Raw genomic sequence first — 14,048 nt, forward strand, 5'->3', positions numbered from 1 at the left:
GCCGGATCGCGGCATCCTGCGTACCATGGAAGGGCAGTGCGCTCGCATGCCGCGACCCGGGACGACCCGGATCGTGACATTCGTCCGGGGACGGCCCCGCCTCGAAGGAGACAGCAATGCGACGCCTCATCCCCGCAGGCCTCGTCGGCCCCGCGGAACTCACCCGCATCGGATCCGGATGGGGCGCCTTCGTCGTCCTGCTCCTGATCCATCCGCTTCTGGAAGCGCCCGCGCCAGCCGTCGTGCTGATCCTGGTGCTGACCGGGATCGTCGCGGTGATCCTGTTCTGCGCGTTCGGTGTCGTCAAGCAGGCCGAAGCCCTCGCCCACCGCCTCGGCGATCCGTACGGCTCCCTCGTCCTGACGCTGTCGATCGTCCTCATCGAGGTCGTGCTCATCTCCGCCGTGATGCTCGGCCCCGGCGATCACACGACCATCGCCCGCGACTCCGTCATGGCCGTCTCGATGATCATCCTCAACCTCGTCATCGGCCTGTGCCTCCTGGTCGGCGGGCTCCGACACGGCGGACTGCGGCACAACCGCGTGGGCACCTCCGCCTATCTGACGATGCTAATCGTTCTCAGCGCCCTCGCGTTCGGGCTCCCGGCGACGATCGGCGAGAACGGCGCGTTCACGACCGCCCAGGCGATCCCGATCATCCTGCTCACCCTCGCCGTGTACGCCTTCTTCCTGTTCCAGCAGATGGGTGCGCGCGCCGTCGACTTCACCGAACCGGATGCCGCGGCATCCGCATCCTCGAAGCCGGATGCGGATGCGTCCCCGCCGATCGGCGAGATCCTGTCCGCGCATCGTCGCGAGATCATCACGCGACTCGTCCTGCTCGTCGTCACCGTGGTGCCCATCGTGCTGCTCTCGCATGACATGGCGGCGCTGCTCGACGACGGTCTCGGACGCCTCGGGGCCCCTCCCGCGCTGGCCGGCGTGCTGATCGCGGCGATCGTGTTCCTTCCCGAGTCGATCACCTCCGTGCGCGCGGCCCTCGGCGGCGAAGGGCAGCGGGTGAACAACCTCTGCCACGGCGCCCTGGTGTCGACGGTGGGACTCACCATCCCCGCCGTGCTCGTCATCGGCCTGTTCACCGGACAGACCGTCGTGCTCGCCGAGACACCGGCGGACCTGATGCTTCTGGCGGGCACCCTCGTGCTGTCCGTCGCGACGTTCGCGTCGAAGAAGGTCACCGCGCTGCACGGCGCCGCGCACCTGGTGATGTTCGCCGCGTACGTCCTCGTCCTGTTCAGCTGACGGACCCGCTGAGGGCTCTGGTGCCGCGCCGCGGCGGACCCTAGGATGCGGAGCATGGCGGGGCTCCTTCGCGAGGAGACTGCGCGGGCACCGGTGCGGGAACCGGCGTCGAAGCGGTCGTCTCCCGATCTCGCCGTGGTGGGATCCTCCGCCGCGACGGTCGCGGCGAGAACAGGAGACGGACATGACCGACGTCAGTGCGACCATCGCGGCGGAACCCCTCCCGCCCAGCAGGACGCTCCCCTTTCCGCCGAAGCGGTCGGGAAGCATCGCCGGACGCACCCTCGCGGACTCGAGCTATGCGCCCCGAGCGCCCGAGCGCCGCCTCGGTGAGGACGCGCCCAACATCCTCGTCATCCTGATCGACGACGCCGGCCCCGCCCTTCCGGCCCCGCTCGGCGGCGCGGTCTCCACACCGACCCTCGAACGCATCCGTGCCGAGGGGATCGGCTTCAACCGCTTCCACACCACCGCGATGTGCTCGCCGACCAGGGCCGCCCTGCTCACCGGACGCAACCATCACCGCGTCGGCAACGGACAGATCGCCGAGCTCGCGAACGACTGGGACGGCTACTCGGGGCACATCCCGAAGTCGAGCGCGACGATGGCCGAGGTGCTGCGCCATTACGGCTACTCGACCGCCGCTTGGGGCAAGTGGCACAACACGCCCGCCGAGGAGACCACGGTCGCGGGTCCCTTCGACCGCTGGCCGACCGGATACGGCTTCGAGTACTTCTACGGCTTCCTCGCGGGCGAGGCCTCGCAGTACGAGCCGAATCTCGTGCGCAACACCACCTCCGTGCTGCCGCCGAAGTCGCCCGAGGAGGGCTACCACCTCAGCGAGGACATCGCCGACGACGCGATCGGCTGGCTGCGCGATCACAAGGCGCTCTCACCGGACAAGCCGTTCTTCATGTACTGGGCGACCGGGGCGATCCACGGCCCGCACCACGTCATGAAGGAGTGGGCGGACAGGTACGCGGGCGCCTTCGACGACGGATGGGACGTCTATCGCGAGCGCGCTCTGGAAGGGGCGAAGGCCGCGGGATGGGTGCCGCAGGATGCCGCGCTCACTCCGCGTCCGGACAGCCTTCAGGGCTGGGACGAGATCCCGGATCACCAGAAGCCGTTCCAGGCGCGGCTCATGGAGGTGTGCGCCGGTTTCGGCGAGCACGCCGACGTCCAGGCGGGCCGGGTCGTGGACGCGCTCGAGGAGCTCGGGTACGCCGACAACACCCTCGTGGTCTACATCTGGGGGGACAACGGCTCCTCCGGGGAGGGGCAGAACGGCACGATCAGCGAGCTGCTCGCGCAGAACATGATCCCCACCACGATCGACCAGCATCTCGCGGCGCTCGACGAGCTCGGCGGACTCGACGCCCTCGGCACGTCGGCCACGGACAACCAGTACCACGCCGGATGGGCCTGGGCGGGTTCGACGCCGTATCAGGGGATGAAGCTCATGGCCTCGCACCTGGGCGGGACCCGCAATCCGATGTTCCTGCGCTGGCCCTCGCGCATCCCGCACGACCCCGAGCCGCGCACGCAATTCCACCACGTGATCGACCTCGTGCCGACGGTGTACGAGATCCTCGGCATCACCGCCCCCGAGTCCGTGAACGGGATCCCGCAGGACCGGATCGACGGGACCAGCTTCGTGTACGCCGTCGACGACGCTGCAGCCGATGGGCGCCACCGGACGCAGTACTTCGAGATCATGGGCAGCCGGTCGATCTACTCCGACGGCTGGATCGCCTCGGCCACGGGGCCGCGCCTCCCGTGGGTCCCCGGGGCTCCTCCCGGAATCGCGACCTGGACGCCCGATCACGACCCGTGGGAGCTCTATCACCTCGACGAGGACTGGAGCCAGGCGCACGACCTCGCCGGCGAGCAGCCAGAGAAGCTCGCCGAGCTCAAGGAGCTGTTCGCGATCGAAGCCGCCCGCAACGAGGTTCTGCCGGTCGGCGCCGGTCTGTGGGTGCCGGTCTATCACCCTGAGTACCGCATCTCCGTGCCGTACACCGAGTGGGACATGACCGGCGACACCGTGCGGGTTCCGGAGTTCTGCGCACCGGCCCTGGGCAACACGCCGAACACGGTGACGGTCAGGGCGACCCTGCCGGAACGTGCGAACGGCGTGCTGTACAAGCTCGGCGGCGCCGGCGGCGGGCTGACCCTCTTCCTCGTCGACGGCGTGCTGACCTACGAGTACAACCTGTTCCTCGTGCAGCGCACGAGGATCGCTTCCGCCGAGCCGCTGGCGGCCGGAGAAGTCACGATCGAGGTCGACACCCGCTATGTCGAGACCCGGCCGGGCGGGCCGCTCTCCGTCGCCCTGCGCATCGACGGTGCCGAGGTGGGCTCCGGTGTCGTGCCGGTCAGCGCCCCGCTGCTGTTCACGGCGAACGACTGCCTCGACATCGGCCGGGCGTACGGAGGAGCGGTCTCGCGCGTGTACGCGGACCGGATGCCCTTCGCCTTCGACGGATCGATCGAGAAGGTGCACATCGCCTATATCGGTTGACCAAGGGCAATGGTTGCTGTTTGGCAACTAAAGGTGTATCGTTGACCCAGATCAACTTTCCTATGCAGGAGCAGACACCTTGACCTCCACCACCACCTCCTCGTCCGAGACGCGCTCGGCACGCGAGGTCTTCACCGCGATCTCCGGCCTCATCGTCGGAATGTTCGTCGCCGTGCTCTCGGGCACGGTCGTGTCGACCTCGATGCCCGTCATCATCGCCGACCTCGGCGGCACGCAGTCCCAGTACACCTGGGTCATCACGGCGAGCCTGCTGGCGACGGCCGTCTCCACCCCGATCTGGGGCAAGCTCGCCGACCTCGTCGACCGCAAGATCCTCATCCAGATCTCGCTGATCCTCTTCACCGTCGGCACCGTCATCGCCGGGTTCTCGACCGACACGAACATGCTCATCGCCGTGCGCGTGATCCAGGGCATCGGCGTCGGCGGGCTCATGTCGCTCGTGATGATCGCCGTCGCCCTCATCATCTCGCCGCGCGAGCGCGGCAAGTACATGGGCGTCGTCGGCGGCATCATGGCCCTCGGCACGATCGGCGGCCCGCTGCTGGGCGGGCTCATCACCGATCTCTGGGGATGGCGCGCGAACTTCTTCGTCGGCGTGCCGTTCGCGATCGTCGCGCTCATCCTGCTGCAGTTCACGCTGCACCTGCCGAAGCCGCAGAAGGCCAAGGTCTCGATCGACTACTTCGGCATCGTGCTGCTCGCGGTCGGCGTCTCGACCCTGCTGATCTGGGTGTCGATGGGCGGCAGCCAGTTCGAGTGGGACTCCGTGACCAGCATCGCCCTCGCCGTGATCGCCGGTGTCGCCATCGTGGCGTTCGTGATCGTCGAGTTCTTCGTCACCGAGCCGATCGTCCCGATGTCGCTCTTCGCCAATCGCACCTTCACGCTCTCGGTGATCGCCTCGATCGCCATCGGTGTCGCGATGTTCGCCACGTCGGTGTTCCTGGCGCAGTACTTCCAGCTCGCCCGCGGTGCGACGCCGACCGAGTCCGGTCTCATGACGATCCCCATGATCGTCGGCCAGATGGGCGCGTCCATCATCATCGGACAGCTGGTGAGCCGCTTCGGCAAGTGGAAGGGCTGGATGCTCGCGGGCTCCGTGCTCACCGTCGTCGGTGTGAGCCTGATGGCCACGCTGCGCTACGACACCCCCTTCGTGCTCGTCGCGGTGTACATGTTCGTGCTCGGGGCCGGCCTCGGCATGGTCATGCAGAACCTCACGCTCATCGTCCAGAACGACACCTCGCCCGCCCAGCTGGGCGCCGCTTCGTCGAACGTCAACTTCTTCCGCACCATCGCCGGAACCATCGGCGTGACGGTCATGGGCTCGATCCTGTCGAGCAGCGTGGCGACGTACATCACCGACGGCCTGTCGGGCTTCACGCCGACCTCGCAGGAGGAGCTCGACGCCCTGCAGCACCTCGCCTCCGGTGATGTGCCGAAGGTCGGGGAGCTGCCCGAGACCATCCGGCAGCTCGTCGAGTCGGCCTACGGCCACGGCATCGCCGACGCGTTCATCCTGGCCGTCCCGCTCGCCGTGATCGGCGTCATCGCGATCGCGTTCATCAAGAACAAGCCGCTGTCGACGAAGAACGCCGCCGAGCAGCTGCGCGAGCAGGCCGAGGAGTCGGTCATCGAGGTGGCCGAGGCCGAGGTCGCGGCATCGCTGAACTCGACCGGAGCGATCCGGATCGACGGGGCGCAGACGGCCACCGGTTCGGTGCGCGTCCTCGAACGCGAGGACCGGGAGCGGGAGCGCTGACATGGTCGCCGCTCCCGCCGCGGCGCCGGGCGACGTCGATGAGGCGCTCGCCGACTTCCAGGGGCATCTGAACCTCATCTTCACGCGGGCCCGCTCGCTCTGGAAGGAGTCCGCCGCGCGGATCCACCCCGAACTGCAGCCGGCCGGCTACAAGCTGCTGACGTTCATCGCCCGCGAGGGCAGCACGAACGCGCACCAGCTCGCCGAGAGGTTCGAGATGGACAAGTCGGTCGTGAGCCGTCAGGTGCGGATGCTGGAGGAGCTCGAGCTCCTCCAGTCCCGCCCCGACGAGAACGACGGGCGACTCCGGGTGCTGACGGCGACACCGGCCGCGTGCGCGGCGCTCGCCGACATCCGCGGCTCCCACGCGCAGCGGTTGCGGACGGCGCTCACCGAGTTGACGCCGGACGAGGTCCGGGTGGCGTCCAAGGTGTTCCGCCTCCTCGCCGAGATCTGAATCCCGCGCCCTCCCGCGCGATCCGGGCCGTGGGAGGGGCGCAGGATCCGTTCGCCGTATGCTGGCGAACATGAGCGACTCCGCCGACCCCGACGCGCCCGCCGAACTCGCGGACGACGCGCTCGACGAGGCCATCGGCCGTGTCGAGCACGAGCTCGGCCGGCTGTTCGCGCGGATCCGCGTGGGCTGGCGGGAAGCCGCGGTGACCGTGCATCCGGATCTGCAGCCGCTGGGGTACCAGGTGCTGACGTCGATCGCGAGCGGCAAGGCGACGTCCGCCGGTGCGATCATCGAGCGACTCCAGACCGACAAGTCCGCCGTGAGCCGGCAGGTGCGCCAGCTCGAGGAGCTCGGGCTGGTCGAGAGCATCCCGGATCCCGGTGACCGCCGCGCACGCGTCCTCGTCGCGACGCCCCTCGCGCAGGAGAGGGTCGCGCTGGCTCGCGCGAACTACGAGGCGCGCATCGGCGACCGGCTGCGGGCGTGGTCGGCGGCCGACCTCGATCACTTCGCCGATCTGCTCGGCGCGCTCTCGCGCTGACGCGGATCCTCAGGTGCGCGGCAGCACCGTGAGCACGCGCTCGATGTGGTCCCGGAACTCGCTCATGTAGTTCGTGAGGAACTCCCGCGTGCTGTCGACCAGCACCTCGCCGTCCTCCGCGAACGTCTCGGGCGAGAAGTGGATGTACGCCTCGGGCGAGGTCATCTGGCGGGCGTTGCAGAAGCTCAGGACGGCGCGCAGGCTCTGCTGGGCGACGGCCGTTCCGATCGCGCCGATCGAAGCGCCGATGACGCCCGCGGGGATGTGATCGAACGAGTTCTGCCCCCAGGGGCGCGAAGCCCAGTCGATCGCGTTCTTCAGCGCACCCGGGATCGACCGGTTGTACTCGGGCGTCACGAACAGCACGGCATCCGACGCCGCGATGGCGTCCTTCAGTGCGAGCGCGGCCGGCGGATAGGCGTCGTCCAGGTCGCGGTTGTACAGCGGGAGGTCGCCGATGGCGATCTCGGTGAAGGCGAGATCGTCCGGAGCGAGCCGGATGAGCGCTTTCGCGAGAGTGCGGTTGATGGATGCCGTCGACAGGCTGCCGACGAAGTAGCCGACCTGGTACGTGGTCATGACGGGTCCCTCCTGTGCGGGTGCGGATGCGGATGCCTCTCAGCATGCTCCGGTCCGCCGCGACACGGAAGGGGGCGTCAGATCGGCACGTACAGGATGAGCTCGAGATCGGGGAACTCGCTCGGCACGACTCCGTGCTGTTCGTAGGCCGTGAGACCCGCGAGCGGATGCCGGAACGAGCGCTCCCTGGACACGAACCCCTCGACGTCGCGCTCCTGCCAGATCCGCGCGAACTCCTCGGATGCCGCGCTCACACGGGCCACGATGCCGTCCTCCCGCGAGGCGCCCAGCCAACGTCGGGCCTCGGCGCGGAACTCGCCCACGAAGCGCCGGCTCTGCTCCTCCCAGTCCGGCAGCAGCCGTCGCAGCTCACGGTCCGTGAACAGCAGCCAGAGGAGATTGCGGTCTTCGGCATCCAGGCTCTCGATGCGCGGATACAGGTGCGCGTACGCGGTGTTCCAGCCGATGATCGACCAGTCGCCCGCCAGCAGGAACGCCGGGAACGGGAAGGACTCCAGCAGGCGCCGGAGGCGCTCAGGAGCATGGGACGTCGTCTCGGCGACCGGGGCGATCTCGCCGTGGCCGCCGAGCGTCAGCAGGTACGTCAGCTCGACGGGACGCAGCCCGAACAGGCGCGCGAGCGCCTCGAGCACCTGGCGGGACGGGTTGATGTCGCGCGCCTGCTCGAGCCAGGTGTACCAGGTGACGCTGACGCCCGCGAGCGTCGCCACCTCCTCGCGGCGCAGTCCCTGCACGCGCCCGCGCGGGGCATCCGGGAGGCCCAGGGCCGTGCGATCGAGGCGCGCGCGCCGGTCACGCAGGAACGCGGCGAGCTCCTCGCGGCGTCGGCGGTCGGCATCCATTCGTCCTCCTGGGTGGTGGTATCACTACCAGTATCACCGCCGTCTGGCGACGCCGGCGAATCCGTGGCGCAATGGTGGAATGCCCACCCCCCTTCGCTCTCGCACCATCACCCACGGCCGCAACATGGCCGGCGCCCGCGCACTGCTGCGCGCCGCCGGTGTGAACGGCGCCGACCTGGGACGCAAGCCGATCATCGCGGTCTCGAACAGCTTCACGGAGTTCGTTCCCGGCCACACGCACCTGCAGCCGGTGGGCCGCATCGTCTCGGACGCCATCACGGCCGCCGGCGGCATCCCGCGCGAGTTCAACACCATCGCTGTCGACGACGGCATCGCGATGGGGCACGGCGGGATGCTCTACTCGCTGCCCTCGCGCGATCTGATCGCCGACTCGGTCGAGTACATGGTGAACGCGCACTGCGCCGATGCCCTCATCTGCATCTCGAACTGCGACAAGATCACCCCCGGAATGCTGATGGCGGCCCTCCGCCTGAACATCCCCACCGTGTTCGTGTCCGGCGGTCCGATGGAGTCCGGCCGCGCGACGCTCGTGGACGGCTCGGTCCGCTCGCTCGACCTCGTCGACGCGATCTCGGACGCGGTCAACGAGAACATCTCGGATGCCGACATGCAGCGCATCGAAGAGGCGGCCTGCCCGACCTGCGGTTCGTGCTCGGGGATGTTCACCGCGAACTCGATGAACTGCCTGACCGAGGCGATCGGGCTGTCCCTGCCGGGCAACGGCTCGGTGCTCGCCACGCACACGGCCCGCAAGGCGCTGTACGAGGACGCCGGCGCCCTCGTCGTCGACATCGCTCGCCGGTACTACGACGAGGACGACGCGTCGGTGCTGCCGCGCAGCATCGCGACCCCCGCGGCCTTCGGCAACGCCATGGCGCTGGACATCGCGATGGGCGGATCGACGAACACGATCCTGCACCTGCTCGCTGCGGCGCACGAGGCCGGTGTCGAGTTCGGCCTCGACGAGATCGACGCCGTGTCGCGCCGCGTGCCGTGTCTTGCGAAGGTCGCGCCGAACGCCGCGGGCGCCGGGAAGATCTACTACATGGAGGACGTCCACCGCGCCGGCGGCATCCCCGCGATCCTCGGCGAGCTGCGTCGCGGAGGCCTGCTCGACGAGGACGTCCACACCGTGCACTCCGCGACCATGGGCGCCTGGCTCGACGAGTGGGACGTCCGCGGGGGCTCGGCGTCCGAGAAGGCGTTCCAGCTGTGGCACGCGGCACCCGGCGGCGTGCGCTCCTCCACGGCGTTCTCGCAGTCCGCGCGCTGGGAGGACCTGGATCTGGACGCCGCGGGCGGCTGCATCCGCGACGTCGCCAACGCGTACTCGCAGGACGGCGGACTCGCCGTGCTGCGCGGCAACATCGCCGTGGACGGCGCGGTCGTGAAGACCGCGGGCGTCGACCCGTCGATCTGGACCTTCTCGGGGCCCGCCGTGGTGTGCGAGTCGCAGGACGAGGCCGTGGCGAAGATCCTCGCGAAGGAGGTCGCCGAGGGCGATGTCGTGGTGATCCGGTACGAGGGCCCCAAGGGTGGGCCGGGCATGCAGGAGATGCTGTACCCGACCTCGTTCCTCAAGGGGCGGGGGCTCGGCAAGAAGTGCGCGCTCATCACCGACGGCCGGTTCTCGGGCGGGACGTCCGGTCTGTCGATCGGGCACGTCTCGCCCGAGGCGGCCTCGGGCGGGATCATCGCCCTCGTCGAGGACGGCGACATCATCACGATCGACATCCCGACGCGCGGCATCACGCTCGAGGTCTCCGAAGAGGAGCTGGAGGCGCGGCGCCGCCGGCTCATCGACGCCGGCGGGTACCGCCCGCGCGACCGGGAGCGCGTGGTGTCGCCGGCCCTTCGCGCGTACGGGGCCATGGCGCTGTCGGCGGACAAGGGAGCCGTGCGCGACGTCGATCGCGTGGAGCGGGCGCTGCGCGAGCAGGAGGCCCGCGAGGCCGACGCGGTCCTGGCCGTCTGACTGCCGCGCCCCCGTACGACAGGAGTCACGATGAAGTACGTCAACCTCGGCCGCACCGGCATGAAGATCTCCGAGATCGTCCTCGGATGCATGAGCTACGGGATCTCCGACCGCGGGCCCCACGCCTGGACGCTCGACGAGGAGACCAGTCGTCCGTTCATCCGTCAGGCGCTGGAAGCGGGCATCACCACGTTCGACACAGCCGACATGTACTCGGACGGTACGAGCGAGGAGATCGTCGGACGGGCGCTGAAGGACTTCGCCCGTCGCGACGACGTGGTCATCGCGTCGAAGGTGCACGGCAAGATGGGCGAGAGCCCGAACCGCCGTGGCCTGTCGCGTGCACACATCCTGTCGGCGATCGATGACAGCCTGCGCCGCCTCGGCACGGACTACATCGATCTGTACCAGATCCACCGCTGGGATCCGGAGACGCCCATCGAGGAGACCATGCAGGCCCTCGACGATGTCGTCAGATCGGGCAAGGCGCGCTACATCGGTGCGTCCTCGATGTGGGCGTGGCAGTTCGCCAAGGCGCAGCGCGCCGCCGAGGTGAACGGCCTGACCCGTTTCGTGTCGATGCAGGATCAGTACAACCTCATCCAGCGTGAGGAGGAGCGCGAGATGCACCCGCTCTGCGCAGACGAGGGCATCGGCGTGCTTCCGTGGTCGCCGCTGGCGCGCGGCCGGCTCACGCGCGACTGGGATGCCGAGACGAACCGCTCGAGCACCGATCTCGTCACCCAGGGCATGTACCACTCGGCCGAGGTCTCCAATCGCGCGATCGCGGACGCGGTGCGCGCAGTCGCGGAGGAGCGCGGCGTCTCGCGCGCCCAGGTGGCGCTGGCGTGGGTGCGGCAGCAGCCGGTGGTGACCGCGCCCATCGTCGGGGCGACGAAGCCGCATCACCTGGCGGATGCGCTCGCCGCGCTCGAGCTCGAGCTCACCGCGGACGAGTTGGAGCGTCTCGAGGCGCCCTACACGCCGCGCCTCCCCGAGGGGTTCTGACGGACGTCGAGAGAATCGCGCGACGCGGGAAGCGACGGCGGAGGCGGTTTCTCGAGGCCGCGATCGTTTCTCGTCGTGCCGACCCGGACGGTGATAGTCTCGGGGCGTGTCCCTGACCTGTCGTTGTTGTCGCTGAGCCTCCGCTCCGCTTCATCGACCCCAGATCATCCGCGCCGTCGGCGCTCTCCTGTCAGGACCCTCGCGTGCGTTACGCCAACCACATCGCCGAACTCGTCGGCTACACCCCGCTCGTCAAGCTCAACGCCGTCACCGCCGGCATCCGCGCCACCGTCCTCGCCAAGGTCGAGTACTTCAACCCCGGCGGGTCGGCGAAGGATCGCATCGCGGCATCGATCATCAACGCCGCCGAACGCGACGGACACCTCAGGCCGGGTGGAACGATCGTGGAGGCGACGAGCGGGAACACCGGGGTCGGACTCGCACTGATCGCCCTGCAGCGCGGGTACCGCATGGTGTTCGTGGTGCCGGACAAGTTCGAGGGCGCGAAGGTGGCGACGCTGCGCGCCTACGGCGCCGAGGTCGTCGTGACGCCCACGAACGTCGAGCCGAGCGACCCGCGCTCCTACTACAGCGTGGCCGCGCGGCTGGCCGCCGAGATCCCGGGCGCCTTCAACCCGAACCAGTTCGCGAACCAGAACGGGCCGCAGGGGCACTTCGAGACCACCGGACCCGAGATCTGGGCCGACACCGACGGCCAGGTCACCCACTTCGTCGCGGGCATCGGCACGGGCGGCACGATCAGCGGGACGGGGCGCTTCCTCAAGCAGCAGAGCGCCGGTCGCGTGCAGGTCATCGGCGCTGATCCGGAGGGATCGATCTATTCCGGCGGTCCGATCCACGGCTACCTCGTCGAGGGAGTCGGCGAGGACTTCCTCCCCGACACGTTCGATGCGTCGGTGGTCGACGGGTACGAGCGGATCTCGGACGCCGAGTCCTTCGCCATGACCCGTCGCCTGGCCGCCGAGGAGGGACTGTTCGTCGGAGGTTCCAGCGGCATGGCCGTCGTCGCGGCCCTCCGGGTCGCCGAGGACCTCACCGAGGACGACGTGGTGGTGGTCCTGCTGCCGGATCACGGACGGGGCTACCTCGACAAGCTCTACGACGACGCCTGGCTCGCCGCGCGCGGCCTGGCCGTCCCGGAGCACCGCAGCTCGCCCGCGGTCGAGGAGATCACGACTCTGCTGTCGTGACGCGAGCCCGGCTGACGCCGCGCACCTCGTCGGCTAGGGTCGGGACCATGGACGCCGCAACGATGCCCTCCCGACGGTCGAAGCGCGAGGCGTTCGGCTCGCGCAACGTGTTCATCCTCTCGGCGATCGGATCCGCCGTGGGCCTGGGCAACATCTGGCGCTTCCCGTACGTCGCGTACGAGGGCGGCGGCGGTGCCTTCCTCATCCCGTACCTGTGCGCACTGCTGACCGCCGGCATCCCGCTGCTCTTCTTCGACTACGCCATCGGGCACCGCTTCCGCGGATCCGCGCCGCTCGCGTTCCGGCGGATGCATCGCGCCGCCGAGCCGCTCGGGTGGTGGCAGGTGCTCATCTGCGTGGTCATCGCCGCGTACTACGCCGTCATCATCGCGTGGGCCGCGATGTACACCTGGTTCTCGGCGCAGCTGAGCTGGGGACCCGGCAACGAGGAGGCCTTCTTCGGCGTCGACTTCCTGCAGTCGGAGAACGTGGCCGACGTGGGCCTGTCGACGACCTTCGTGCCGCAGGTCGGCATCCCGCTCGCCGTGGTGTGGGTGTGCGTCGTCGTGATCATGGCGCTCGGCGTCAAGCGCGGCATCGGCCTCGCCAACACCGTGCTCATGCCGCTGCTGACCGTCATGTTCGCGATCCTCGTCGTGCAATCGCTGTTCCTGCCGGGGGCCATGGACGGGCTGAACGCCTTCTTCACGCCGAACTGGCAGGCGCTCGCCGACCCGGCGGTCTGGGCGTCCGCGTACGGCCACATCTTCTTCTCGCTGTCGGTCGCCTTCGGCATCATGGTGACCTATTCGTCGTACCTCAAGCGCCGCACCGATCTCACCGGATCCGGCCTCGTGGTCGGCTTCGCCAATTCCGGCTTCGAGATCCTCGCCGGCATCGGCGTGTTCGCGGCACTCGGGTTCATGGCGCAGGCGCAGGGCGCGGAGGTCGCGGGCGTCGCCTCCTCCGGGATCGGGCTCGCGTTCGTCGCCTTCCCGACGATCGTCTCGCAGGCCACCGGCGGCTCGATCATCGGCGTGCTGTTCTTCGGCGCCCTCGTCTTCGCCGGCGTCACCTCGATGATCTCGATCCTGGAGGTGATCGTGGCGGCACTGCAGGACAAGCTGGGCTGGGGACGCGTGCGCACCACGCTCACGGTGACGATCCCGCTCGCGCTCATCTCGATGGCGCTGTTCTCCACGACCACGGCGCTGACGGTGCTGGACACCACGGATGCCTTCGTCAACGCCTTCGGGATCATGGCGGTCGCACTGGTCGCCGTGATCGTGGTGGCGTGGCTCCTGCACCGGCTGCCCCAACTGCAGGAGCATCTCAACCGGCGCTCGAGCTTCCGCGTCGGGATCCTCTGGCGACTGCTCGTCGCGGTGCTCGCACCGCTCGTGCTCGGATACCTGTTCGTGACCGGTTTGATCGAGAATATCGCCGAGCCGTACAGCGGGTATCCGATCTGGTTCCTCGGGGTCTTCGGCTGGGGGATGGTCGTCGCACTGGTCGTGCTCGCGATCCTGCTCTCGCTGGTGCCGTGGAGCAGGCGCTCGCACGCCAAGGACGATCCGGAGTACGACGAGTTCCTCGTCGAGGAGCGGTACGAGCCGGATGCCGAGACCGGCGCCGTGCATCTGCCGGCGGCGCAGAAGGGAGCGGGCGCATGACCGCGGCGGCCGTCATCATGATGATCATCGCGATGGTCACGGTCTGGGGCGGGCTTGTGGCCGCCATCGTGAACCTCGCGCGGCACCCGGAGGTCGCCGACACGGAGCCGGAGGCTCCGCCGGTCGAGCTCTGAGGCCCGACCGGCGGGTG

General features: G+C 69.2%; 12 protein-coding genes. 10 read left to right on the forward strand and 2 right to left on the reverse strand.

What is annotated here, in order from left to right; all coding sequences use genetic code 11:
* The first annotated feature begins 116 nt into the window (after positions 1 to 116).
* From KYX17_RS22510 to KYX17_RS22530, 5 genes are all read left to right on the forward strand, one after another.
* Positions 117 to 1,262: a calcium:proton antiporter gene (locus KYX17_RS22510; protein WP_243229648.1), complete on the forward strand. Its 1,146-nt coding sequence runs from the start codon at positions 117 to 119 to the stop codon at positions 1,260 to 1,262.
* 184 nt (positions 1,263 to 1,446) lie between these two features.
* Complete coding sequence (locus KYX17_RS22515; RefSeq protein ID WP_243229649.1) at positions 1,447 to 3,786, forward strand: arylsulfatase; 2,340 nt, start codon at positions 1,447 to 1,449, stop codon at positions 3,784 to 3,786.
* A 79-nt stretch (positions 3,787 to 3,865) separates the two neighbouring features.
* Positions 3,866 to 5,569 (forward strand): DHA2 family efflux MFS transporter permease subunit, encoded by a 1,704-nt coding sequence (locus tag KYX17_RS22520; RefSeq protein WP_243229650.1) that lies wholly within the window; start codon positions 3,866 to 3,868, stop codon positions 5,567 to 5,569.
* Position 5,570: 1 nt separating this feature from the next.
* Positions 5,571 to 6,026, forward strand: coding sequence for a MarR family winged helix-turn-helix transcriptional regulator (locus tag KYX17_RS22525; protein ID WP_243229651.1), 456 nt, complete (start codon positions 5,571 to 5,573; stop codon positions 6,024 to 6,026).
* 70 nt (positions 6,027 to 6,096) lie between these two features.
* On the forward strand, positions 6,097 to 6,567 hold the full coding sequence (locus tag KYX17_RS22530; protein ID WP_243229652.1) for a MarR family winged helix-turn-helix transcriptional regulator: 471 nt from the start codon (positions 6,097 to 6,099) through the stop codon (positions 6,565 to 6,567).
* A gap of 9 nt (positions 6,568 to 6,576) precedes the next feature.
* Here KYX17_RS22530 and KYX17_RS22535 read toward each other — a convergent pair whose 3' ends face one another.
* Together KYX17_RS22535 and KYX17_RS22540 are read right to left on the reverse strand one after the other, a co-directional pair.
* The gene (locus tag KYX17_RS22535; protein ID WP_243229653.1) at positions 6,577 to 7,146 is read right to left on the reverse strand and encodes an NADPH-dependent FMN reductase; all 570 of its coding nucleotides are present in this window, start codon (positions 7,144 to 7,146) and stop codon (positions 6,577 to 6,579) included.
* Positions 7,147 to 7,223: 77 nt separating this feature from the next.
* Positions 7,224 to 8,009, reverse strand: coding sequence for a helix-turn-helix transcriptional regulator (locus KYX17_RS22540; RefSeq protein WP_243229654.1), 786 nt, complete (start codon positions 8,007 to 8,009; stop codon positions 7,224 to 7,226).
* Positions 8,010 to 8,088: 79 nt separating this feature from the next.
* Between KYX17_RS22540 and ilvD the strand changes: the two genes are divergently transcribed.
* From ilvD to KYX17_RS22565, 5 genes are all read left to right on the forward strand, one after another.
* Positions 8,089 to 10,005 carry a dihydroxy-acid dehydratase gene (ilvD, locus tag KYX17_RS22545; protein WP_243229655.1) on the forward strand — a complete coding sequence of 639 codons (1,917 nt, stop codon included), beginning with the start codon at positions 8,089 to 8,091 and terminating at the stop codon, positions 10,003 to 10,005.
* Positions 10,006 to 10,035: 30 nt separating this feature from the next.
* Entirely contained in the window at positions 10,036 to 11,013 is a 978-nt protein-coding gene (locus KYX17_RS22550; RefSeq protein ID WP_243229656.1) for an aldo/keto reductase, read from the forward strand.
* Between the two features lie 203 nt (positions 11,014 to 11,216).
* Positions 11,217 to 12,224 (forward strand): PLP-dependent cysteine synthase family protein, encoded by a 1,008-nt coding sequence (locus KYX17_RS22555; protein WP_243229657.1) that lies wholly within the window; start codon positions 11,217 to 11,219, stop codon positions 12,222 to 12,224.
* A gap of 47 nt (positions 12,225 to 12,271) precedes the next feature.
* The gene (locus KYX17_RS22560; RefSeq protein WP_374208983.1) at positions 12,272 to 13,897 is read left to right on the forward strand and encodes a sodium-dependent transporter; all 1,626 of its coding nucleotides are present in this window, start codon (positions 12,272 to 12,274) and stop codon (positions 13,895 to 13,897) included.
* Complete coding sequence (locus KYX17_RS22565) at positions 13,894 to 14,031, forward strand: methionine/alanine import family NSS transporter small subunit (protein ID WP_243229658.1); 138 nt, start codon at positions 13,894 to 13,896, stop codon at positions 14,029 to 14,031. Before KYX17_RS22560 ends, KYX17_RS22565 begins: the two co-directional genes overlap by 4 nt.
* Positions 14,032 to 14,048 lie beyond the last annotated feature (17 nt).

It is taken from the genome of Microbacterium sp. CIAB417 (assembly GCF_022788845.1).

Coding starts and splice junctions, on each gene's coding strand:
- KYX17_RS22510 (WP_243229648.1), top strand. CDS start 117: ATGCGACGCCTCATCCCCGCAGGCCTCGTCGGCCCCGCGGAACTCACC.
- KYX17_RS22515 (WP_243229649.1), top strand. CDS start 1,447: ATGACCGACGTCAGTGCGACCATCGCGGCGGAACCCCTCCCGCCCAGC.
- KYX17_RS22525 (WP_243229651.1), top strand. CDS start 5,571: ATGGTCGCCGCTCCCGCCGCGGCGCCGGGCGACGTCGATGAGGCGCTC.
- KYX17_RS22530 (WP_243229652.1), top strand. CDS start 6,097: ATGAGCGACTCCGCCGACCCCGACGCGCCCGCCGAACTCGCGGACGAC.
- KYX17_RS22535 (WP_243229653.1), bottom strand. CDS start 7,146: ATGACCACGTACCAGGTCGGCTACTTCGTCGGCAGCCTGTCGACGGCA.
- KYX17_RS22540 (WP_243229654.1), bottom strand. CDS start 8,009: ATGGATGCCGACCGCCGACGCCGCGAGGAGCTCGCCGCGTTCCTGCGT.
- ilvD (WP_243229655.1), top strand. CDS start 8,089: ATGCCCACCCCCCTTCGCTCTCGCACCATCACCCACGGCCGCAACATG.
- KYX17_RS22550 (WP_243229656.1), top strand. CDS start 10,036: ATGAAGTACGTCAACCTCGGCCGCACCGGCATGAAGATCTCCGAGATC.
- KYX17_RS22560 (WP_374208983.1), top strand. CDS start 12,272: ATGGACGCCGCAACGATGCCCTCCCGACGGTCGAAGCGCGAGGCGTTC.
- KYX17_RS22565 (WP_243229658.1), top strand. CDS start 13,894: ATGACCGCGGCGGCCGTCATCATGATGATCATCGCGATGGTCACGGTC.